This is a genomic window from Gaoshiqia hydrogeniformans, assembly GCF_049347105.1.
Classification (GTDB): Bacteria; Bacteroidota; Bacteroidia; order Bacteroidales; family Prolixibacteraceae; genus Gaoshiqia; species Gaoshiqia hydrogeniformans.
This window is the reverse complement of record NZ_CP186334.1, coordinates 19,141-39,605: the sequence shown is the minus strand read 5'-3', so window position 1 is coordinate 39,605 and position 20,465 is coordinate 19,141. Positions and strand designations below refer to the sequence as shown.

The 20,465-nt window shown below is 46.6% G+C and carries 22 protein-coding genes; 8 read left to right on the top strand and 14 right to left on the bottom strand.

Annotated elements, in window-relative coordinates; translation table 11 throughout:
- Positions 1-61 precede the first annotated feature (61 nt).
- The 7 genes from ACOIT5_RS00190 to ACOIT5_RS00160 all read left to right on the top strand — a co-directional run bounded on the left by ACOIT5_RS00190 (position 62) and on the right by ACOIT5_RS00160 (position 6,358).
- On the top strand, positions 62-1,069 hold the full coding sequence (locus ACOIT5_RS00190) for a tetratricopeptide repeat protein (protein WP_423128453.1): 1,008 nt from the start codon (positions 62-64) through the stop codon (positions 1,067-1,069).
- A gap of 33 nt (positions 1,070-1,102) precedes the next feature.
- Positions 1,103-1,840 (top strand): SIMPL domain-containing protein, encoded by a 738-nt coding sequence (locus tag ACOIT5_RS00185; protein WP_423128452.1) that lies wholly within the window; start codon positions 1,103-1,105, stop codon positions 1,838-1,840.
- A 59-nt stretch (positions 1,841-1,899) separates the two neighbouring features.
- The gene (locus ACOIT5_RS00180) at positions 1,900-2,712 is read left to right on the top strand and encodes an oxidoreductase (protein WP_423128451.1); all 813 of its coding nucleotides are present in this window, start codon (positions 1,900-1,902) and stop codon (positions 2,710-2,712) included.
- Positions 2,713-2,780: 68 nt separating this feature from the next.
- The gene (locus tag ACOIT5_RS00175; RefSeq protein WP_423128450.1) at positions 2,781-3,239 is read left to right on the top strand and encodes a GNAT family N-acetyltransferase; all 459 of its coding nucleotides are present in this window, start codon (positions 2,781-2,783) and stop codon (positions 3,237-3,239) included.
- 87 nt (positions 3,240-3,326) lie between these two features.
- A complete protein-coding gene (locus ACOIT5_RS00170; RefSeq protein ID WP_423128449.1) occupies positions 3,327-3,872 on the top strand; it encodes a DUF1697 domain-containing protein in 546 nt (181 codons plus the stop codon).
- A 632-nt stretch (positions 3,873-4,504) separates the two neighbouring features.
- Positions 4,505-5,587, top strand: a complete 1,083-nt coding sequence (locus ACOIT5_RS00165) for a family 20 glycosylhydrolase (RefSeq protein ID WP_423128448.1) — start codon at positions 4,505-4,507, stop codon at positions 5,585-5,587.
- 180 nt (positions 5,588-5,767) lie between these two features.
- Positions 5,768-6,358: an outer membrane beta-barrel protein gene (locus tag ACOIT5_RS00160; RefSeq protein WP_423128447.1), complete on the top strand. Its 591-nt coding sequence runs from the start codon at positions 5,768-5,770 to the stop codon at positions 6,356-6,358.
- A 169-nt stretch (positions 6,359-6,527) separates the two neighbouring features.
- On the opposite strand, the gene ACOIT5_RS00155 is transcribed toward ACOIT5_RS00160, so the two are convergent.
- The 3 genes from ACOIT5_RS00155 to ACOIT5_RS00145 are packed head-to-tail and all read right to left on the bottom strand — an operon-like array spanning position 6,528 to position 9,418.
- On the bottom strand, positions 6,528-7,970 hold the full coding sequence (locus ACOIT5_RS00155; RefSeq protein WP_423128446.1) for an NAD(P)(+) transhydrogenase (Re/Si-specific) subunit beta: 1,443 nt from the start codon (positions 7,968-7,970) through the stop codon (positions 6,528-6,530).
- On the bottom strand, positions 7,967-8,290 hold the full coding sequence (locus ACOIT5_RS00150) for an NAD(P) transhydrogenase subunit alpha (RefSeq protein ID WP_423128445.1): 324 nt from the start codon (positions 8,288-8,290) through the stop codon (positions 7,967-7,969). The genes ACOIT5_RS00155 and ACOIT5_RS00150 overlap by 4 nt, the downstream gene beginning before the upstream one ends.
- A 3-nt stretch (positions 8,291-8,293) precedes the next feature.
- On the bottom strand, positions 8,294-9,418 hold the full coding sequence (locus ACOIT5_RS00145) for a Re/Si-specific NAD(P)(+) transhydrogenase subunit alpha (protein ID WP_423128444.1): 1,125 nt from the start codon (positions 9,416-9,418) through the stop codon (positions 8,294-8,296).
- A gap of 262 nt (positions 9,419-9,680) precedes the next feature.
- On the opposite strand from ACOIT5_RS00145, the gene ACOIT5_RS00140 reads away from it, so the two are divergent.
- Positions 9,681-10,289, top strand: coding sequence for a DUF4494 domain-containing protein (locus ACOIT5_RS00140; protein WP_423128443.1), 609 nt, complete (start codon positions 9,681-9,683; stop codon positions 10,287-10,289).
- Between the two features lie 108 nt (positions 10,290-10,397).
- Here the strand turns inward: ACOIT5_RS00140 and ACOIT5_RS00135 are convergent, their stop codons facing one another.
- The 11 genes from ACOIT5_RS00135 to purU form a co-directional block, all read right to left on the bottom strand.
- Positions 10,398-11,105 (bottom strand): hypothetical protein, encoded by a 708-nt coding sequence (locus tag ACOIT5_RS00135; RefSeq protein WP_423128442.1) that lies wholly within the window; start codon positions 11,103-11,105, stop codon positions 10,398-10,400.
- Between the two features lie 320 nt (positions 11,106-11,425).
- On the bottom strand, positions 11,426-13,231 hold the full coding sequence (gene typA / locus ACOIT5_RS00130; RefSeq protein ID WP_423128441.1) for a translational GTPase TypA: 1,806 nt from the start codon (positions 13,229-13,231) through the stop codon (positions 11,426-11,428).
- A 166-nt stretch (positions 13,232-13,397) separates the two neighbouring features.
- The gene (locus ACOIT5_RS00125; RefSeq protein ID WP_423128440.1) at positions 13,398-14,204 is read right to left on the bottom strand and encodes a prolyl oligopeptidase family serine peptidase; all 807 of its coding nucleotides are present in this window, start codon (positions 14,202-14,204) and stop codon (positions 13,398-13,400) included.
- Positions 14,205-14,423: 219 nt separating this feature from the next.
- The gene (gene hisIE / locus ACOIT5_RS00120; protein ID WP_423128439.1) at positions 14,424-15,026 is read right to left on the bottom strand and encodes a bifunctional phosphoribosyl-AMP cyclohydrolase/phosphoribosyl-ATP diphosphatase HisIE; all 603 of its coding nucleotides are present in this window, start codon (positions 15,024-15,026) and stop codon (positions 14,424-14,426) included.
- Positions 15,019-16,128 carry a PDDEXK nuclease domain-containing protein gene (locus tag ACOIT5_RS00115; protein ID WP_423128438.1) on the bottom strand — a complete coding sequence of 370 codons (1,110 nt, stop codon included), beginning with the start codon at positions 16,126-16,128 and terminating at the stop codon, positions 15,019-15,021. The genes hisIE and ACOIT5_RS00115 overlap by 8 nt, the downstream gene beginning before the upstream one ends.
- A gap of 33 nt (positions 16,129-16,161) precedes the next feature.
- Positions 16,162-16,917, bottom strand: coding sequence for an imidazole glycerol phosphate synthase subunit HisF (gene hisF / locus ACOIT5_RS00110; protein WP_423128437.1), 756 nt, complete (start codon positions 16,915-16,917; stop codon positions 16,162-16,164).
- Positions 16,918-17,073: 156 nt separating this feature from the next.
- The gene (hisA, locus tag ACOIT5_RS00105) at positions 17,074-17,841 is read right to left on the bottom strand and encodes a 1-(5-phosphoribosyl)-5-[(5-phosphoribosylamino)methylideneamino]imidazole-4-carboxamide isomerase (RefSeq protein WP_423128436.1); all 768 of its coding nucleotides are present in this window, start codon (positions 17,839-17,841) and stop codon (positions 17,074-17,076) included.
- Between the two features lie 4 nt (positions 17,842-17,845).
- Entirely contained in the window at positions 17,846-18,214 is a 369-nt protein-coding gene (locus ACOIT5_RS00100) for a four helix bundle protein (protein WP_423128435.1), read from the bottom strand.
- A gap of 70 nt (positions 18,215-18,284) precedes the next feature.
- A complete protein-coding gene (gene hisH, locus ACOIT5_RS00095) occupies positions 18,285-18,884 on the bottom strand; it encodes an imidazole glycerol phosphate synthase subunit HisH (protein ID WP_423128434.1) in 600 nt (199 codons plus the stop codon).
- Positions 18,885-18,976: 92 nt separating this feature from the next.
- Positions 18,977-19,510: a peroxiredoxin family protein gene (locus ACOIT5_RS00090; RefSeq protein WP_423128433.1), complete on the bottom strand. Its 534-nt coding sequence runs from the start codon at positions 19,508-19,510 to the stop codon at positions 18,977-18,979.
- Between the two features lie 34 nt (positions 19,511-19,544).
- Positions 19,545-20,429: a formyltetrahydrofolate deformylase gene (gene purU, locus ACOIT5_RS00085; RefSeq protein ID WP_423128432.1), complete on the bottom strand. Its 885-nt coding sequence runs from the start codon at positions 20,427-20,429 to the stop codon at positions 19,545-19,547.
- Positions 20,430-20,465: the final 36 nt, after the last annotated feature.

Here is a 20,465-nt window from a genome sequence, read left to right as displayed (position 1 = left end):
TCTTACGACGTGCGGAAACCGACCCGGAATTAGACTCTGAGAATAAAAAACCACTATACTTATGAAAAAAATAAAACATCCGGTTGTCATCCTTTTTCTTCTCATCTCCACTTCCATTTTTGGTCAGAACCCGGAGCTCGAAAATCTCCTTAATGAAGGAATCGAATTTCACGATCAGGGAGAATACAAAAAAGCAATCGAAATTTATCAGAAGGCTTTGAAGGTCGATCCCAATTCAAGTCTTGTTAATTATGAAATTGCCTTCTCTTACTTTTCCGATAAGGATTATAAAAACGCTGAGGTATACAGCAAGAGAGTTCTTGATTTAAAAAAGGACCATCTGTTGCCTGCCTATATTACATATGGCAACGCACTCGACATGCAAGGCCAATCAGATAAAGCAATCAAAGTATACGAGAAGGCGATGGCCGAATTCGACAATTATCTTTTGTATTATAATCATGCGATTACGTGCTTTAACGCCGGTAAAACCGATAAAGCTTACAACTCGGCCTTAAAAGGCATTGCCAGTAATTCGTCGCATGCCAGTAGCCATTTAATCCTGAGTAAAATAATGGAGAAAAAAGGATCGCGAATAAAAGCGATGCTTCCGCTTTACTTTTTTTTGCTCATTGAACCAAACTCAGCCAGAGGGGCGATCGAATATCAAACCTTGAGAAATTACCTCGATCATGGCGTTTCACAAGCGTCCGAAAAAAATATCCAAGTGATGGTGCCGATGGATAAAGACCCCGAATTTGGAGCTGCCGAAATGATGGTTAGCTTATCGAAAGCATCAAACAGCCTGGAAGAAAATAAAGAAAAGCCTGATCTGGAGTTGTTTGCCGAAAATAACGAGACTATTTTCAAAATTCTGGGCGAATTGAAAGACGATCAGTCCGGGTTCTGGTGGGATTTTTATGTTCCTTTCTTCTACGAGATGGCAAATGAGGACCTGACGAAAGCGTTTAGTTATTACATCTCGCAATCGAAAGGAGAGGAAGTAAGCAAATGGATTGAAGAGAACCCTGTTCAGTTTGAGAGATTTATAAATTGGGTTAACAACTAAGATAGATATTCATAAGGACCAAACAACCGCAATATGAGAACAACCTTCTTTCTGCTAATCATCATCATTTGGGCTTGTGAAAGTTTTGCACAATCATCCCAAAAGATCTCGATTGAGGGAATCGCAAGAATCAAAGAAAAACCTGAATTAATTATTGTATCTGCCAACTTAATCGTCAAGGACAAAAGTTACAAAGCCTGTTTTGAAAAATCACTTTCCTCATTAACCGAGTTGAAGAGCGTATTTGAAAAAAATGGCATTGATCCTCATGAAATTGAGTCAGAAGAAATGAATATAAGCGAGGAATACAATTGGACAGGAATGGAACGAGAGAGTGTTGGCTTTTTCTCAAATATTAAGTTTGAAATAGAATCGGTTTTTTCAAACGAATTTTCTCAAAACCTCTTAAAAAGCCTGAGCAACGAAGGCTTAAACTTAAACTACCAGATCCGTTTTGAATTTTCTGAGTTGCAGAAAGAAAAAATCAGGAAACTGGCGCTTGAAAAAGCAATAGAAGATGCTACTGTGAAAGCAGAAATCATTGCAAAAACCGCCAACCTGAAGTTGAACGGGATTTCGGGGATTGAATATAGTTCCAATAGAAAGAACTTTTCGTTTTTGGATATGGAGAGTGACAAATTGGAGGTAGCAGATGAAGTCATACCAATAACAGGGGTGGGGTTTAATTTTGGCCTGATTGATTTAAATCCAAAAGAGAAAAGTATTTCAAAAGTGATTTTGATTGAGTGGGATTATATTAGAAACGAATAAAGCGGTTATAACAGCAGATGCTTGAAACAGGTGGCTTTAACCGCATAAAGGCGCAAAAAATGGGAAAGGTGGTATTCGTAACCGGCGCATCATCCGGAATTGGCAGGGAGACGGCCAGGCTGCTGGTTCAGCAAGGCTATATTGTTTATGGTGCCTCCCGGCGGATGGAGAAGATGCAGGATTTGAAAGAAGCAGGCGTTCATTTGCTGGAAATGGATGTGACGAACGAAGCCTCGGTAAGCGAAGGTATCCGTGGAATAATGGATGCGGAACATCGGATCGATATTTTGATCAACAATGCCGGTTACGGTTCGTATGGCGCTGTTGAAGATGTGCCCATGAGCGAGGCAAAGTACCAGTTTGATGTCAATTTGTTTGGACCGGCGCATCTGATTCAACTGGTGCTTCCGCAAATGAGGGAGCGGAAGGCGGGACGCATTATCAACATCTCGTCGATGGGCGGAAAATTTGGCGAACCGCACGGCGCCTGGTATCATGCCACCAAGTACGCCCTTGAGGGATTCAGCGATTGCCTGCGGATGGAACTAAAACAATTTGGAATTGATGTGGTGATTATTCAACCGGGCGCCATAAAAACAGAATGGGATGTTGTTGCCGGCGAAAATCTGGCAAACGTATCCGGGCATACCGCCTATAAAGATTCTGCATCCAAACATATCAGGCTGCTTGCGCGGGTTTATCGCCGGGGATCTGAGCCGGTGGTGGTGGCCCGGGTGATTGTGAAAGCCATCCGGTCGAAAAAACCAAAAACACGCTATACGGCAGGGACCGGGGCAAAACTTATTTTATTCCTGCGGAAAATTTTATCAGATAAATTGTTCGACCGGATCATGCTGGGACAACTGCGATGAACAGGACTGCCGGAACAAACAGAATAGAGACTGAACGGCTCATATTAAAGCCGTTAACTTACCTTCAGTTGCTAAAATACCTGAAAGCTGACCACTCGCTGGAAAAGGAGTTGAAGCTTCAGGCATCAACGCAAATCATTTCACCCGAGCTGAAAGACGCGCTGGAACAGACCATCATCCCAAACGTTGCTGATCGAACGAAAAACTATTTGTACTCCACGCTCTGGACCGTAATTTCAAAAAACGACAATCAGATGGTCGGTGATTTGTGCATCATGGGCGAGCCCAATGCCGAAGGCGAAATTGAAATCGGTTACGGGACCTACGCTGATTTCAGGAATAAGGGTTTTATGACCGAAGCGGTCGGCGCGATCATTGCCTGGGCAACAGCTCAACCTGGTGTCAGGTCGGTAACGGCATCGACCGAAAAGAACAATCTTGCTTCTTTTTCGGTATTGAGAAAAAATAAGTTTACACAGGTTGGCGATACCGGAATTTTGTTGAAGTGGAAACTAAATCTGCCTTAAAAATGTTCCCGTATATAAAAATTGATTTGACGGCTAACCGGATGACCCGGGAAATAACGTGAACAACGCTAACAAATCTGTAATAAAATGAATAAAACAAGCAGACAGCTTGCCTTGCTTCGGGGAATTAACATTGGCGGACACCATAAAGTACCCATGGCTGAGCTTAGCAGGGAACTGGAAAAAATCGGCTTTAGAAATATCAGTACCGTACTTAACTCGGGAAACGTTATTTTTGATGCCTCTTCGGCTCCGGCCGAAGAAGTGGAAGACCGTATCGGCACACATCTGGAACGGGTTTTTGGTTTTCCGGTTCCGGTAATGGTCCGCGATGATAGCGACATTTTTGCGTTAACAACCGACAATCCCTTTCAGCATGTGGAAGGAACAAAAAATACCCGCTTTTACCTCTCCTTTCTGAAACAGGCTCCCTCCATCCGATTAAATACACCCTGGTTTTCCGACGATCAGTCTTTCTGCATCCTCGAAATCAGGGGCAAAACAGTATGCAGTCTACTTGATCTTTCCGTAACGCAAACTCCGAAAGGGATGGACGCCCTGGAACAACTATTCGGAAAGAACATCACCACCCGCAGCTGGAATACCATACAGCGGATTGTCGGTAAAATATAGCGGCAATCATCAACGAATCCCGGTAATGATTTTTTGTCCTTATAAGGTCAGACCGCCTGGCCTTATAAGGATAGGGAGGCTGACAGCCTTGATGAGGGTGACTCACAGCCTTGGTCAGACACCCTGGAAGCCTTGTACACGATGCCTGACCTTATAAGGACAAAAAGCATGTACAGGCGCGGCGATATCCAGGACGTTCCTGCCGCTAACGCCAGGACGAGGGAGGGGGTACCCCTTGCAAAACTTTGCGGCTTCTCCGCGTTAAAAAAGACCTGAGTACCTGAGTGGCAAAGTACCAAAGTAAAAGGCGACTTGCTACCGTTGTCCGTTCTCCATTCTCCATTCTCCCTTCTCCGTTAATCGATCATTGCAGCACCGAGCTTGGGGCATGGGGCATGGGGCATGGAATTGCTCTCTGCGAAACTTTGCGGCTTCATGGCGTTCTATGCGTTAAAGAAGTACCTGAGTGCCAAAGTGCCTGAGTGGCAAAGTAACAAAGTGAAAGGCGGCTTGCTACCGTTGTCCGTTCTCCGTTCTCCCGTCTCCGTTTTTTCGGTCATTGCGGTTCGGATACGCTTTTTTTCAATGCGGTATTTCATTGTCAGTTTTTTTTTTGATAAATTAGCGACAAGATGAAACAACTATTTTTCTTTTTGGCCATTTTATTGGGTTTGGTTACCGTAAGTCCGGGGCAGGAGTTTTTACCGGTACGCGGTTTTTGTATCGCTGCGCCCAAGGTCGGTGAACTCGATCGTTTTGTGCGTTTTGTCGATGAGGAACTGGCTCCCCGCCGGGTAAATGTGCTGGTGCTGAGGGTTGACTATAATTATCAATTCAAAAGTCATCCCGAATTGCGCGATGAAAAGGCATTATCGGAACCGGAGGTGAAAAGACTGGTGGAGGTTTGCCGGAAAAACAATATTCGGCTGATTCCGCAGATCAACTTGCTGGGACATCAGTCGTGGGCTTCGGTACCGGGTAATTTGTTAAAAGTATACCCGCAGTTCGACGAAACGCCGCATGTGCAATTGCCCGAAAAATATGAATGGCCGAATGCCGACGGGCTGTATTGCAAAAGTTATTGCCCGCTTCACCCGGAGGTACACGGGGTGGTTTTTGACCTGGTTGATGAAATTTGCGGGGTGTTTGAAGCCGATGCGTTCCATGCCGGGATGGATGAGGTGTTTTACCTGGGCGACGATAAATGCCCACGCTGCAGCGGTCGCGACAAAGCGGAACTATTTGCCGGGGAGGTCAATAAAATTCGAAACCACCTGGCGCAAAGCAACCGGCAGTTGTGGATCTGGGGCGACCGCCTGCTCGATGGTAAAACAACCGGCATGGGCATGTGGGAAGCCAGTATGAACGAAACTCATCGCGCTATTGACTTGATTTCGAAAGAAGTGATGATTTGCAACTGGCATTACGAGCGTCCGGATAAATCGGCCGTGTATTTTGCCATGAAAGGTTTTCAGGTAATCACCTGCCCGTGGAGGAACCCGAAGAATGCGGTACTGCAAACCCGCGACCTGTATCAGTTCAGGCAATCGGCCACCGAGGTGATGAAAGAACGCTACCAGGGGATGATGCAAACGGTTTGGTCGGGAGCGGGGGCATTCTTAAACGAATTTTACAATACGGCCGACACCTCGGTCAATACCCCGTCGAATTGTTTCAAACAGATGTTTCTGGAGATTGAAAACCAATCACGCTAACATTTTCTGACACTTGTTAAAAAGCATCCGGAATATGCAGCATTTCCGGATAATCTGCGTATATAACCCGGGCACGAACACCGGGACAGGACTTATTCGTATCATGGAGTCCGGACTCCACATTCAAAAACGGGGCGAAACCGAAAAGCCAGATGAGTAGGGAAACTAAATCGTATCACCATGAAAAATGCAATGTGTTTACTGGTTTTGATTGCCTTGAGCGTGGGCCTTTTTGGGCAGGGCACGGAGCGAAAAGGCTATATTGGCTTAAGCCTGGGACCAGCCTTTCCGGTTGGCGATTTTGCCGGCAAATCAGTTGATGAAGGTGGTTTTGCCAAAATCGGATTGAATCTTTGCCTGGTCAATTTTGGGTACAAATTCGGAGAAAACTTTGGGATTGCAGGATTATGGTCGGGTTCTGCCCATAATTTTGACATGTACGGCATCGATGGCGACTGGGCTTATGGCAGCCTGATGGCCGGACCGATGATGTCGATGCCGCTAAGCGGACGGGTGGATCTTGACCTGAAATGGATGGTCGGGCTTGTTTCAGCGAGGTTTGAGCCGAATGATTTCGGAAAAGAGGACGGAGAAGGATTTGGCTGGGACCTTGGCGCATCGCTTCGGTATCACTTTACCGAAAAATGGAGCTTATTAGTCAATGCCGACTATTTTTCGGCAAAACCAAAGTTCAAGACGTACGGTGTTGAGTCGGAACAGAAGATTTCGGCTATTAATGTTCATATCGGAATTGCTTACCGGCTAAGGTAAGGTGTTTGAGTTGACGGGGAGCCCGGTGAAGTGATAGTGACTTCATCCCTGTGGTATAAAAAAGACGAAGCAATCTGTTAAAAAAATCGTAACCAGACTGCTTCGCTATATGTTTTATCGTTTGTTTTTGCACTCCACTTGTCAACATCACTGTTTCGCGGAATAAAAATCAGAGCGCTTTTATTTCATTGCTCAATTTTTGTAACGTGTCTTTGGCATTGCCGAATAACAGCCGGGTTTTGGGATCAAAGAACAGTTCGTTTTCAATACCCGCGTAACCTTTCCCGCGACCGCGTTTCATCACAATGATATTTTTGGCCTCGTGTGCCCGGATAATCGGCATTCCGGCGATCGGGCTTCCCGGGTCGGTTATGGCTGCCGGGTTAACCACGTCGTTGGCGCCAATCACCACTACCACGTCTGTATTGGGCATGTCGGGGTTAATCGATTCCATCTCCACCAGTTGTTCGTAGGGCACATCGGCTTCGGCCAGCAGGACATTCATGTGTCCGGGCATGCGTCCGGCAACCGGGTGAATGGCATAGCGTACATTTACCCCTTTCGAGGCCAGCAACTCGTCCAGCTCGCGGCAGGCATGCTGGGCCTGGGCCACGGCCAACCCGTAACCGGGAACAATAACCACGCTACGGGAGTAACTCATCAGGATGGCGGCATCGCTCATCGTGATTTCTTTCATTTCACCCTGCTCGCCGGCCCGGGCAGTTCCGCCACCTCCAAATGCACCAACAATCACATTCAGCAGCGACCGGTTCATGGCTTTGCACATGAGTACCGTCAGGATTGTTCCGGCTGCACCAACTAAAATTCCGCCCAAAATCATGGCCTGGTTGTTATAAATAAAGCCTGCCATGGCCGCGGCAATCCCGGTAAAACTGTTCAGCAGCGAGATCACCACAGGCATATCGGCTCCTCCGATCGGCATGACAAACATCACCCCGTAAACGAGCGAAAGCCCCATGAGCAGGTAGATGGCCCAATCCGGTTCGGTGGGTGCTTGGCCCGAAAACATCATCCAGGCGGCCAGGCCAAAGGTTACGATTAACAAGATGATATTGATGTATTTCATCATTCCCGACCGGATATCACCGACCTTGCCGTCGAGTTTGCCGTAGGCGATCATACTGCCGCTGAATGCCACCGCTCCGATAATTAATCCCAATAAGGTGACCAATACCGAGCCGATGTTATTCATATCGGCATTTGGAAATTCGAGCAGGGCCACCAGCATGGAGGCGGCGCCGCCGGTAGCGTTGTAGAACGACACCAGTTGCGGCATCGCAGTCATTTTTATTTTTCGGGCAACTATCCAGCCAACGGCCGAACCAAGGCCGATGGTGGCGAGAATGATCCAGACATTTGCCAGTGGGATCCCGCTTCCGTCACCGTTTTTATGGAGCAAAAGGGTAGTCAGCATACCCAGCAACATACCCGAGGCGGCATAGAAATTTCCCCGGCGTGCCGAATCCGGATGGCTCAATAATTTTAAGCCAAAAACAAACAGCAATGCGGCTGCCAGGTAACTCAACTCAAGCAAGGTTGCCCCAATGGTAAAGGGCATACCGTCCAGTGTTCCGATTATTTGATCCATCATGCCCTCCTGCCTTTCTTCTTTTTAAACATTTCGAGCATCCGGTCGGTGACCACAAAGCCGCCAACAACATTGAGTGTGCCGAAAAAGACGGCCAGTATGCCGAGGATGAGTTCGGCAGAAAGACGCGACGCATCGGCATGGCCCACCAGAATGATACCGCCAATAATAATGACGCCGCTGATGGCATTCGCGCCCGACATAAGCGGCGTGTGCAGCACCGAGGGCACGTTGGAAATCACCTCAATCCCCAGAAAAACGGACAGGGCAATGATGAAGATGGCTTCTTTGTAAGTAAAGAAAAACTGAAGTATTTGTTCCATAGCTTATTCAATTACAGATTTGACACGTTCGTTGTAAATTTCGCCCTGGTGGGTAATACAGGTTCCGCGGACGATTTCATCGTTAAAGTCCAGTTTCAGGCTGCCGTCGCCGGCAATTAGCAGTTCGAGGAAGTTGCTGACATTTTTTCCAAACATCTTGCTGGCATCTTTGGGCATTTGGGCGGGGTAGTTCGATTGTCCGATGATGGTCACGCCATGTTTCACCACCGTTTTGTTGTCTTCCGAGAGTTCACAGTTGCCACCGGTTGAGGCAGCCAGGTCGATAATGACCGAACCGGCCTGCATACCGGCTACCACTTCTTTCGAAATCAACAAAGGTGCTTTTCGGCCAGGAATTTGGGCGGTACAAATAACTACGTTGGCTTTTATGGCGTGCCGGTTAATGGCTTCCTGCTGACGTTTTTTGTATTCGTCGGTTTGCTCTACCGCGTAACCGCCCGCCGCAACATCTTCTTTGGCGCCTTCCACTTCCACGAAGCGGGCGCCAAGGCTCATCACTTCTTCTTTCACGGCCGAACGTACGTCAAAGGCTTCAACCTGGGCCCCCATCCGGCGGGCTATGGCTATGGCCTGCAGGCCGGCAACGCCTGCTCCCAGTACCAGTACGTTAGCCGGGCGAATGGTTCCGGCAGCCGACATAAACATCGGGAAAAAGGTGGGCAGGTGCATGGCTGCATCCAGCACGGCCTTGTAGCCGGAAACAGTAGATTGGGATGAAAGCACATCCATTGCCTGTGCCCGCGTTGAACGGGGAATGGTATCCATGCTGAAGCTGGTTAGTTTTTTTTCTGCAAACTTTTTAACCAACCCGGTATTCCACAGCGGCTTGTATTCGCTCAGCCAGATTTGCTCAGGTTTTAAGTGGTCGGCTAAACTGTTGTCAGGCTCTGAAACCTGAACAAGCAGATCGGCGTGTTCCAATACTTCCCCGCGCGAAACCACCCTGGCGCCGGCCTCCACATACGCTTCATCGGCCGCAAACGCACCGGCTCCGGCCCCCTGTTCAACCCAGATTTCAGTTTTCAGGGAGATCAGGTGTTTCACATGTTCCGGGAAAAGGGCTACCCTTCGTTCGGGGGCAGCATCTTTCAGGAGTCCAATAATCATAATTTATTCGATTTAAGTTGATAAAATCATTTCGGTTTTAGGAAAAGGATTTTATATGTAACGCTTTGGCTGCATTTAGGTTGATTTTTTTGATCTGTTATTCAGCCATTTGTTCAAGTATGTTTTTTATCGAATGACTTTTGGAACCGCCCCCTGATTTTTTTCCCCGGAAGCTGAGAAAATGTGGAAAACTATTTCTGAAAAAAAGGGAGTTCCCCGAAGAAGAAAATATCTTTGCAGGTCAACTATAAAAATCTAATTTATGCAGACTTGGTTTGAAGTCAAGGTAAAATATGTAAAAGTTGATCAGGACGGGCGCGAACGTAAAGTGGGCGAGTCTTACCTGGTTGACGCGGTTTCGTTTACCGATGCCGAAGCGCGGATTATTCAGCAAATGCAGCAGATGATTCGCGGGGAATTTCATATCGACAACATCAAAAAATCGAACATCATTGAAATATTTCCGGCCGAGAGCGGCGAGTTTTGGTACAAGGCCCGCATTGCCATTGTTACCATCGACGAAAAGGCCGGGAAAGAGAAGAAAGTGAACAACCACTTTTTGGTTGCAGCCGACGATTTTAAAGAAGCCTTTCAGCGGCTGGAAGAAGGGCTTTCGTATATTCTCGTGCCTTTTCATACCACCGCGATGAGCCTGAGTACCATTGTTGATGTGTTCCCTTACTTTCAGGAAGAAACGCCGGTGCAGCTTCCACCTCATATGAAACGTGTAGAGCCGCAGCCTCCCGTGAGTGAGGTTTTTTCTGATGATGAACCGGATGATGATGAACCGGAAGAGGAGGAAACTGATCAGGCAGATGAAGAATTCCCCGTACCGGATACATCTTTTGACGATCAGGAAGAACGGGAATAACATGAAATGACCTGTCAACTTTTGGAGGTTGGCAGGTCAAAAGCCGTTAACGGCTGAGAGGGCACCACAGGATACTGATCAAAAAGCAGTTATTTCCGCTGCCAGGTATTATTTGTTATAGATTGTTTCCGGAATAGAAATATTCATTCCGTGCAGTACACGGAAGAAACAGAACTGGTCGCGCTTTGACGGGTCAAGCATGTAATAGGCTGTTGCAATCCGGCAAATGTCTTTAATTTCGCTATAGATTTCCTTAATTTTCACTTTCCCTTCTTCGGTAACACCCTTATTCTCAAATTCCATGTCGAAGCAACTCCGGTATTGCTGAACCTGTTCATAATAATTCAGCGCCCTGTCAATCATGAGAATAGGGATTGTTTTGCTGATCAGTTTCTCCCGGATTTGCGGGGTCATGTTCGTGTAGAAACGTTCAATCAGCAGGTACAGGCTATGGTAGTCGCCGTTAATTGCCTCGCTGAACAGATCGGTAAAGCCCAGTTCGTCGTAAACCATCTTCACGAATTTCGGTTCGTTTTTAAATTCGATCCGGATCAAGGCGCGCAGCAGGTTGAAGTCTTTGAGCGATGTGAGCATCAGCAGGTGGGCGCGTTTGTGTTCTGCAGTTTCCACACAAAATTCTGCCTGCAAATGGTTAATCTGGACCGATTTAATTTTTTCCTTCAGGTCATTGGCATATTCCTGAGTCCAGTCGGTGCGGATGTGGGCGAGTTCAAAGATGTTCTCGCTAAAAGATTGGGCGATTTTCAGACAAGCCAGAAGAGTTGTATCCGCTGTGGAGCAAGTTTTCATTTCCATAACAGCTGTTTTTAAGTTGAACGATTGTTGAAACCACAATAAAAGTTACAATAAAACAGGCGTATAAAAAATGGCTAATGTGTTAAAACCATGAATTATGTTGTAGAAAACATCTTCTCCCGGATTCAAAAGTGAAATGTCGGTTTCAGGCAAGCCGTTGAAAAATGTACGGATGAAATTCTCCGGCTCGGAACCGGGAGTGCATGAGGCGAAAAAGAAAAGCAATTGAATCCGGCTTCTTGTCGGATGTTCAATTGCTTCCGTTATGTTCTGTGATTCTTATACCGGTTTAATGCCGGCTTAAGAAGATACCTGTTTGCCTAATAGTTGATTTTCCCGCCCCGTTTGCGTTCGGTTTCCCTCAGGAAGATCTTCCGCATACGTAATGATTTTGGGGTGACTTCGAGGTACTCGTCGTTACCAATATATTCCAGCGCTTCTTCCAGACTGAAAACAACGGGTGGGGCCAGTCTCACTTTATCATCGGAACCTGAAGCCCGCATGTTGGTCAGCTTTTTCGACTGGGTGATGTTGACTACCAGGTCGTCGGCCCGGCTGTTTTCGCCAATCACCATGCCTTCATACACCTCTTGTCCCGGGTCAATGAAGAAACGTCCGCGGTCTTGCAGTTTATTCAACGCATAAGCGAATGCAGTTCCCGGTTCTTTAGCAATGAGCGAGCCGTTATTCCTGCCATCAATGGCGCCTTTCATGGGTTGATACTCGATAAACCGGTGGGTCATCACGGCTTCTCCGGCTGTAGCAGTCAGCATGTTGGTACGTAAGCCGATAATTCCGCGCGAGGGAATTAGAAATTCCAGGTGAATGCGGTCGCCTTTCCGTTCCATGTTCTGCATTTCGCCTTTACGCACGGTGACCATTTCCACCACTTTACCCGAAAATTCATCCGGAACGTCTACGTGCATTTCTTCAATCGGTTCGCATTTAATGCCGCCGATTTCTTTGAATAATACTTTCGGTTGTCCTACCTGGATCTCATAGCCTTCGCGTCGCATGGTTTCAATTAAAACCGACAGGTGCAATACGCCACGTCCGTATACCGTAAAGGTATCGGCCGATTCTCCTTGTTCGACCCGAAGCGCCAGGTTTTTCTCCAGCTCTTTGTCCAGGCGTTCTTTCAGGTGGCGCGAGGTCACAAATTTTCCTTCTTTTCCAAAAAAGGGCGAATCGTTGATGGTAAATACCATACTCATGGTGGGTTCGTCAACGGCAATCGGGTCAAGCGGTTCGGGGTTTTCGATATCGCAAATCGTGTCGCCGATATCGAAGCCTTCGATGCCTACCAATGCACAAATATCTCCGTTGTGCATGGACTCCATTTTCTGGCGTCCCAATCCGGTGAATGTATGTAACTCTTTTATTTTACTTCGTTTGATCGAACCATCGCGTTTGGCCAGGGCTACCTGCATGCCTTCTTTCAGGTCGCCGCGGTGAATGCGGCCAATGGCAATCCGACCAACGTACGACGAGTAGTCCAGCGAGGTAATCAGCATTTGCGGCGTACCCGGGTTTTCTTTTGGAGCCGGAATAAATTCAAGAATTGCATCCAGCAGAGGGCTGATGTTGTCGGTTTTTACTGCCAGATCGTTGGTCATCCAACCTTCTTTGGCCGATCCGTAAATGGTAGGAAAATTCAGCTGTTCCTCGGTGGCGTCCAGACTGAACATCAGGTCGAATACCTGCTCGTGAACTTGTTCTGGACGGCAGTTGGGTTTATCTACTTTGTTGACTACTACGATTGGCTTTAAGCCGAGCGCCAGCGCTTTCGATAAGACAAATCGGGTTTGAGGCATGGTACCCTCAAAGGCGTCGGCCAACAGCAACACGCCGTCAGCCATGTTTAAAACCCGTTCCACCTCGCCGCCAAAGTCGGCGTGTCCGGGGGTGTCGATGATGTTAATTTTAACGTCTTTGTAGATGACCGAAACGTTCTTGGCCAGAATGGTAATTCCGCGTTCCCGTTCCAGGTCGTTGCTATCGAGAATTAGTTCCTGCTTTTTTTCGTGGTCTTTCAGAATGTTGCAATAATAAATCATTTTGTCCACCAGCGTGGTTTTGCCGTGGTCAACGTGCGCGATGATCGCGATGTTTCTAATCTTCTGCATATAATCTCCAAAATTGTGGCGCAAAGATAGTTTTATTTCCTCAGCCTGCGCCGCTTGCGAATATTTATTGACGGTAAGTTAACAAGCCGTAACGGATAAAGTTTAACGATTTAAAATTCAAAGAAAAAGCTTCGCGTTAAACGATAATTTGGCTGGTTGAATACCGTTAAAAGAACCCGGCCCTGGTAATTTCACGGAGTTTTCGTTTTTCCTGCTCAAGATTGGGGTTCGAAATTTCCGTCAGCTGGATTTGGTTTAGGGGATGCAGGTTATTTTGTTCGGGGCGGGCAGAAAATAGTTTAAACCATTCGTACAACCGATCATCGTCGTAAACCCGGTGAATGTCGTGTCCCTTGTCGGGGAAACGGCTGTACTCCACAACTGCCTGGCGTTGTTTCAGGGCTTTTACCATACGGTCGGCGCGAAATACGGAAACCTGGTTGTCTTTTACCCCGTGGAATACCCATACCGGAAGCTGGGACAGGTTTTCAATCCAGTCGGTACTTCCACCTCCGCAGACAGGTGCGATGGCCGCAAATTTATGCGGAAGCCGGTTGGCCAATTCCCAGGTGCCGAACCCGCCTAAGCTCATCCCGGTCAGGTACACGCGGGTTGGATCGATGCGGTATTTGGCGTTGATTTCTGCATAAATGGTATCGAACCAGTTTTCGCTGGCCCAGTTTTTTCCCCAGGGGCATTGCGGTGATACGACAATAAAATCGAGTTTTTTTCCTTTATCGAGAAAATAAGGCAATCCGTAGCGTTTAACACGGTTAAGATCGGTGCCGGATGCTGATCGGCCGTGAAGATAGAAAATGACCGGCATCGGTCCGCTTTTTAAACTGTCGTAATTTTCAGGTACATAAGTCAGGTAATTGTACCTGACCTTTTTGTCATTATTCAGAGCTTTAGCCTGATTGTGTGAACTTGCTAAAAACGCCGTTAACAAAAATACAAGGACAATCCGATACATATTCGTTGAAAATTATGCCGCAAAGATAGGAAAAAGTGTGGTGGTTGTGATTATACTTTCTGTTTTTAACGTTCAGATTTACAACTCTTAACAAATTCTACGTGATGTATTTGCAGGTGTTCCAATAATGTGCGACGGATTTTCGGCCTCGTTTTTCATTGTTTTTTTGCCCAATAGCCAGTTCACGAAGGAGATGCAAATAACCACCAACGCCCAATCCTACTTATGCCGTTTCTTCAGTTCGCTCACCAGATCTTCGATCCGGTATCCTTTGTGAGTCAGTAACACGATGAGGTGGTACAAGAGGTCGGCGCCTTCGTACAGAAAATTTTCGTCGTCGTCGGCCATAGCGCCAATGATGGTTTCCACGGCTTCTTCGCCTACTTTCTGCGCAATTTTTCGGGTTCCTTTCTGAAAGAGGGAAGTGGTATACGATCCTTCCGGCATCTCCTGCTTGCGTTGGTCGATAAAATCCTGCAGGTATTCGAGGAACATCAGGTCGCTTTCGTCGTTTTCTTCATTCCAGCAGGTATCGGCGCCCGTGTGGCAGGTTGGGCCAACCGGATTAACTTTGATCAGAAGGGTATCATCATCACAGTCGGAGGCAATGGAAACCACATTCAGAAAGTTGCCGCTTTCTTCACCTTTGGTCCACAGCCGGTTTTTCGTGCGGCTGAAAAAAGTGACTTTACCGGTTTCTTCGGTTTTCTTCACGGCTTCTTCGTTCATAAAGCCGAGCATCAATACTTTCAAGGTGGTGTTGTCCTGAATCACAGCCGGGATCAGGCCGTTCAGTTTCGAATAATCAAGCGATTCAATCATGACTTTTTTGTATTTTTTTTGAATAATATTTTACAAATTCTTCGTGCAACCTGTTTTCAAGATGAATACGGTCGCGTTCAATTTCATTTTTCAACTCTTCTTCTGTCGGAAGATAGAGTTTGTATTTTGATGAGAAAAGTTGCTTATTTTCGGTAAGCACGGAATATTTAATTACGGACTCATTTTGCTGCGAACACAAGATAATCCCGATGGTGGGGTTATCATCGTCTTGTTTCACCTTTTCTTCAAAAAGACGTACATACATATCCATCTGCCCAACATCCTGGTGGGTTAGTTTCCCAACTTTAAGATCGATTAAAACAAAACACTTTAAAATGTAATTGTAGAAAACCAAATCAATGTAGTAATGCTCGTTTTCGATGTTGAGGTGGTATTGTCTGGAAACAAAAGCGAAACCTTTCCCGAGTTCCAGAATGAAAGAATGAAGGTTCTCAATCAGTGAGTTTTCAAGTGTTTTTTCGAGATAGGTATTGGCAGGATTCAATTTGAGAAACTCCAGAATATAAGGATCTTTTATGAAATCACGGGGAGATTCAGCAAGTTTTCGGGTATTTTCTCCGGCTTCTTTTTGAACTGTCTTTTTATCCTGACTTGATATAATTCGTTCGTAATACAACGTATTTATTTGACGGTCCAACGCTCTGACGCTCCAATTCTGGTGAACTGTTTCCTGGATGTAAAAGTTACGTGCGTCAGAATTTTCAACGCGCATGATCAGGCGAAAATGAGACCAGCTTAATTCGCTACACAGTGTGTAGCGTTTTTGAGAATCCGACCCTGGGACAGCCGCTTCAGTACAAACTTCAGGGAATATAAGGTAGAATTGTCGGAAGTTACGAAGATTTGCTTCGGTAAATCCTTTGCCAAACTCTGCTGTCAGTTTTTCGGACAGTTCTTTTAAAACCATTTTCCCGTAACCGGCACGGCTTGCTCCGTTTTGTTCTTCTTCGACAATTAACCGACCAATTTGCCAATAAGCAGTCACCATGCTGGTATTAGCAACCCGGTAAACCTTTTCCCAGGCGCCGTTAAGCACTTGTTTAACCGATTGGTACAATTGATGATTTTGTGCCAGAGTCATTTTATCTGATAAATAATCAAATATACATGTCTTTTATCGTACAACAATTCCTTTATTTCTCAGATAGGCTTTCAGGTTGGGAATGGCAACTTCCTTGTAGTGGAAGATGCTCGCAGCCAGTCCTGCATCGGCTTTCCCGCGGGTGAACACCTCTGCAAAATGTTCCATATTACCAGCGCCGCCCGAAGCAATAACCGGTATGGTCAGCTTGTCGGCCAGCCGGGCCAGCTCGTTGCAGGCAAAGCCGTTTTTGGTTCCGTCGTGGTTCATCGAGGTGAACAGTATTTCGCCTGCTCCACGGCTTTCGCCTTCTTTTGCCCAGGAGAAAAGTTCTTTGTCGGTCGGAATGCGTCCTCCGTTTACCGTGACCGTCCAATGTCCGGATTCGTCGCCGCGTGCATCGATGGCCAGTACCACAAACTGGCTGCCGAAGTTAAGTGCCAGTTCGTCAATCAGTTTTGGGTTACGTACGGCCGACGAGTTAATGCTGATCTTGTCGGCGCCTGCGCTTAGCAGGGCATCGGCGTCTTTCAGTTCGCTGATGCCGCCACCCACGGTAAAGGGGATGTTAATTTCGCGGGCAATGCGTTTTACCAGTTCCACAAAGGTTTTACGTCCTTCGTGCGTGGCGGTGATGTCGAGGAAAACCAGTTCGTCGGCTCCCTGCTCGGCGTACAAGGCGCCCAGTTCAACCGGGTCGCCCACGCTTTTGATATTGACAAAGTTGATGCCTTTCACGGTCTGACCGTCTTTGATATCCAGGCATGATATGATTCGTTTTGCAAGCATTTTTTAGTTTTTTAGTTTCTGAGTTTTTTTAGATCGTCAGACCTGGTGTCAAGTCAACGCTACTTCGCCGTAATCGGATCATCCTGAACTTGTTTCAGGATGACTATACGCCATTTAAGAGTTGACGAAACACGAGTTACTTAGGCTCTCATATACTTATCTAATAAATTTATTAATCTCATCAAGGCCAATCTTTCCTTCATAAATCGCTTTGCCGGTGATCACTCCGGGTACGCCCATTTCGTCGAGTTCAATAATATCTTTCATGGAAGCAATGCCGCCACTGGCAACCAACTCCAGGTTGGGAAATTGCTCCAGTATTTCCCGGTACAGGTCGATACTGGGGCCGGTGAGCATACCGTCGCGGGCAATGTCGGTTGAAATAACCTTACGGATGCCTCGGCTGGTGTAGCTTTCAATGAACTCAAGGATGGGCAGTTCAGATACTTCCTGCCAGCCGCTCACGGCAATTTTTTTGTCTTTGGCATCGGCCCCGAGAATGATTTTCTCAGCCCCGTAAGTTTCAATCCAGCTTAAAAAGGTTTCGCGGTCTTTCACGGCAATGCTGCCGCCGGTTACCATTTGGGCGCCACTTTCGAAGGCAATGCGCAGGTCGTCGTCGCTTTTAAGGCCGCCGCCAAAGTCAATCACCAGGCTGGTTTTTGATGCAATGCTTTCCAGTACTTTATGGTTGACAATGTGTTTGGCCTTGGCGCCGTCCAGGTCAACCAGGTGCAGGCGGGTGATCCCGGCACCCTCAAACATTTTGGCTACCTCGAGCGGGTTTTCGTTGTACACGGTTTTCTGGTTGTAGTCGCCTTGCGAAAGCCGCACACATTTGGCGTCAATCAAGTCAATGGCTGGGATGATTGTAATTTTAGTTCCTGGGTTCCTGGGCTCCTGAGTTCCTGAGTATAGTTGCATTTTTTTACTTTTCAGAGTTAATATTTTGGATTGACCCAATAAATGCTGATAACATTCTTTCAATTTCCCTTGAGTCCTGATATAATTCATCAAAAGTTTTATCATCAAGGAATTCCAAATCTTTTGAAATTTCAAGTTGTGTTTGTAGTTCAAAAAGCGAACCCATGGCAATTTGCAGAAAACGGGTAAACTCATTGGAAGACCTTCTTCCAAAGCCTTCTGCAATATTTGATGGGATAGAAACGGCGCTTCTTCGGATCTGACTGGTTAGCCCGTAAGTTTCTTCATTTGGAAAGTGCCTGGTTGTATTGTAGATGGTTTTTACAAACGACATTGTTTTTTGCCAAACTTTTATCTCTCGGTAAGTTTTCATCTATGTCAGTATTTCGGTTTATTGAAACAAAACAACTCAGGTACTTTGGCACTTTGTTACTATGTTGCTTTTACAGTTTTAAAAAATTCTCCAGTATTTTTGCGCCAACCGGCCCGCTTTTTTCGGGGTGAAACTGGGTGGCGTAAAAGTTATCTTTGTGAAGGGCCGCACTGAATGGATTGATGTAGTTGCAAACGGCTGCCGTGTGTTTGCCTGCAGCGGCATAAAACGAATGCACGAAATAGACATATTGCCCTTCGAGCGAGGGATCGAAAATACCGCTTTTCAGTTGGGTGATGTTGTTCCAGCCCATGTGTGGCACCTTGGTGATGTATTCCATGCCCGGTTCGGGAACAAAGCGTTTAACTTTTTCCTCAAAGATCCCCAGACAAGGCGTATCTCCTTCTTCGGTATGGCTGCACATGAGTTGAAGCCCCAGGCAAATACCCAAAACCGGCTGACTGAGCGAGGGAATCAGCTTGTCGAGCCCTTCTTTTTTTAAAAAGGCCATCGTTGTGCTGGCTTCTCCTACTCCCGGGAAAATCACTTTGTCGGCTTTTCTGATTTTTTCGTGATCGCCGGTTATTTCAGATCGAATGCCCAGTCGCGCCAAGGCATTGCTCACCGATTCGATATTTCCGGCGTTGTATTTGATGATTACGATGTTCATAGTTTTGAGTCCTTCATCATGAATTAATTTGCAGCATTCGTAATGTCTGTTGAATTTGTGCTAATGAGTTGATGTACTGATGCACTTGAATACTATCGCCGGATGCTTTCTTCAATCACGTTCTTCATCTCCTCAAACTCTTCTTCTTTGTACAGCCGGGTCATAAAAATGATCTTCCCGTTTGGGTCGATGATTACGTTTCGGGTGACACCGGCTCCTTTTTCGGCATACGAGTAAAATATTTTGCCTTTCGGATCGAGCAGCATCGGGTAGGTGACCGGTATTTGTCCGGTGTATTTTTCAACCACTTCTTTTGGTTCGTCCAGGTCGACTCCGAAAAGGGCAAAATCAGGGTTGTTTTTATGTTTCTGCCAGATGTCTTTTTCGATATGCGGCATTTCCTTCCGGCATACCGAGCACCAACTGGCCGTGAATTGCAGCATAACAACTTTTCCTTTCAAATCGGATAGCCTCACGGTTTTGCCGTCGGGCGTTTCAGCTGTAAAATCGGGCGCCTGTTGCCCGATCTTTACGATGTAGCCGTAATCGGCAGGTACGTCCCTGACCGGGACTTGTGCCTGTGCTGCAAATACCATCAGTACAAAAATAACAGACAGATATTTCATAACTTTTTAATTATCAATAACCAATAACCAATGACTAATTAAACACCACCGTCCGGTTTTTGTATACGAGAACTTTCCGCTGAAGGTGCTTAAACACGGCGTTTGAAAGGACAATCTTTTCCAGGTCGCGGCCTTTGCGGGTGAGGCTTTTTACCGTGTCTACGTGGCTGCAACGGGTAACGCCCTGCTCAATAATGGGGCCGGCATCCAGGTCGCTGGTCACATAATGACTGGTGGCCCCAATCAATTTTACCCCGCGCTCGTGTGCCGCGTGGTAGGGTTTTGCGCCGGCAAATGCCGGAAGAAACGAGTGGTGAATGTTGATGATTTTGTTAGGGTAATGCTGTACAAAATCTTTTGAGAGGATCTGCATGTAGCGGGCCAGAACGATAAAATTGATCTGATGCTTTTTCAATAGCTCCAATTCCGCTTCTTCCTGTTGCGTTTTATTTTCAGGCGTGACTTCAAAATAATGAAAGTCAATTCCAAATCGTTCGGCAACAGGGCGCATATCTTCGTGATTGCTGACGATGACGGGAATTTCGACATCCCATTCGCCGGCCGTGTATCGCGATAAAATATCGAACAGACAGTGCGACATTTTAGATACAAAAATGGCCATGCGCGGAATTTCTTCCGAAAAGTATAGTTTCCAGGCCATCTCCAGTTTCGAGGCGATCAGCGTGTCAAAGTATTCGCCGATTTTTTCGGCAGGTATGGCAAAACCTTCCAGTTCCCATTCTACCCGCGTGTAAAATATTTTTTGTGCGCGGTCGACATACTGATCGAGGTAAATAATGTTCCCGTTGTTCTTGTTCAGAAATTCGGTAACCGTTGCCAGAATGCCTTGCCGGTCGGGGCAGTGGATCAGCAGGATGGCTGTATTTTTCTTTTCGCGTAAGGGTTTAATGCTTTTCATAGATTGATATTTTAACCGCAGAGGTCGCTGAGTTGT

Bases quoted from the DNA above. Each gene is read 5' to 3' on its own strand.
- ACOIT5_RS00190 (WP_423128453.1), top strand. From the start codon at position 62: ATGAAAAAAATAAAACATCCGGTTGTCATCCTTTTTCTTCTCATCTCC.
- ACOIT5_RS00185 (WP_423128452.1), top strand. From the start codon at position 1,103: ATGAGAACAACCTTCTTTCTGCTAATCATCATCATTTGGGCTTGTGAA.
- ACOIT5_RS00180 (WP_423128451.1), top strand. From the start codon at position 1,900: ATGGGAAAGGTGGTATTCGTAACCGGCGCATCATCCGGAATTGGCAGG.
- ACOIT5_RS00170 (WP_423128449.1), top strand. From the start codon at position 3,327: ATGAATAAAACAAGCAGACAGCTTGCCTTGCTTCGGGGAATTAACATT.
- ACOIT5_RS00165 (WP_423128448.1), top strand. From the start codon at position 4,505: ATGAAACAACTATTTTTCTTTTTGGCCATTTTATTGGGTTTGGTTACC.
- ACOIT5_RS00160 (WP_423128447.1), top strand. From the start codon at position 5,768: ATGAAAAATGCAATGTGTTTACTGGTTTTGATTGCCTTGAGCGTGGGC.
- ACOIT5_RS00155 (WP_423128446.1), bottom strand. From the start codon at position 7,970: ATGATGGATCAAATAATCGGAACACTGGACGGTATGCCCTTTACCATT.
- ACOIT5_RS00150 (WP_423128445.1), bottom strand. From the start codon at position 8,290: ATGGAACAAATACTTCAGTTTTTCTTTACTTACAAAGAAGCCATCTTC.
- ACOIT5_RS00145 (WP_423128444.1), bottom strand. From the start codon at position 9,418: ATGATTATTGGACTCCTGAAAGATGCTGCCCCCGAACGAAGGGTAGCC.
- ACOIT5_RS00140 (WP_423128443.1), top strand. From the start codon at position 9,681: ATGCAGACTTGGTTTGAAGTCAAGGTAAAATATGTAAAAGTTGATCAG.
- ACOIT5_RS00135 (WP_423128442.1), bottom strand. From the start codon at position 11,105: ATGGAAATGAAAACTTGCTCCACAGCGGATACAACTCTTCTGGCTTGT.
- typA (WP_423128441.1), bottom strand. From the start codon at position 13,231: ATGCAGAAGATTAGAAACATCGCGATCATCGCGCACGTTGACCACGGC.
- ACOIT5_RS00125 (WP_423128440.1), bottom strand. From the start codon at position 14,204: ATGTATCGGATTGTCCTTGTATTTTTGTTAACGGCGTTTTTAGCAAGT.
- hisIE (WP_423128439.1), bottom strand. From the start codon at position 15,026: ATGATTGAATCGCTTGATTATTCGAAACTGAACGGCCTGATCCCGGCT.
- ACOIT5_RS00115 (WP_423128438.1), bottom strand. From the start codon at position 16,128: ATGACTCTGGCACAAAATCATCAATTGTACCAATCGGTTAAACAAGTG.
- hisF (WP_423128437.1), bottom strand. From the start codon at position 16,917: ATGCTTGCAAAACGAATCATATCATGCCTGGATATCAAAGACGGTCAG.
- hisA (WP_423128436.1), bottom strand. From the start codon at position 17,841: ATGCAACTATACTCAGGAACTCAGGAGCCCAGGAACCCAGGAACTAAA.
- ACOIT5_RS00100 (WP_423128435.1), bottom strand. From the start codon at position 18,214: ATGAAAACTTACCGAGAGATAAAAGTTTGGCAAAAAACAATGTCGTTT.
- hisH (WP_423128434.1), bottom strand. From the start codon at position 18,884: ATGAACATCGTAATCATCAAATACAACGCCGGAAATATCGAATCGGTG.
- ACOIT5_RS00090 (WP_423128433.1), bottom strand. From the start codon at position 19,510: ATGAAATATCTGTCTGTTATTTTTGTACTGATGGTATTTGCAGCACAG.
- purU (WP_423128432.1), bottom strand. From the start codon at position 20,429: ATGAAAAGCATTAAACCCTTACGCGAAAAGAAAAATACAGCCATCCTG.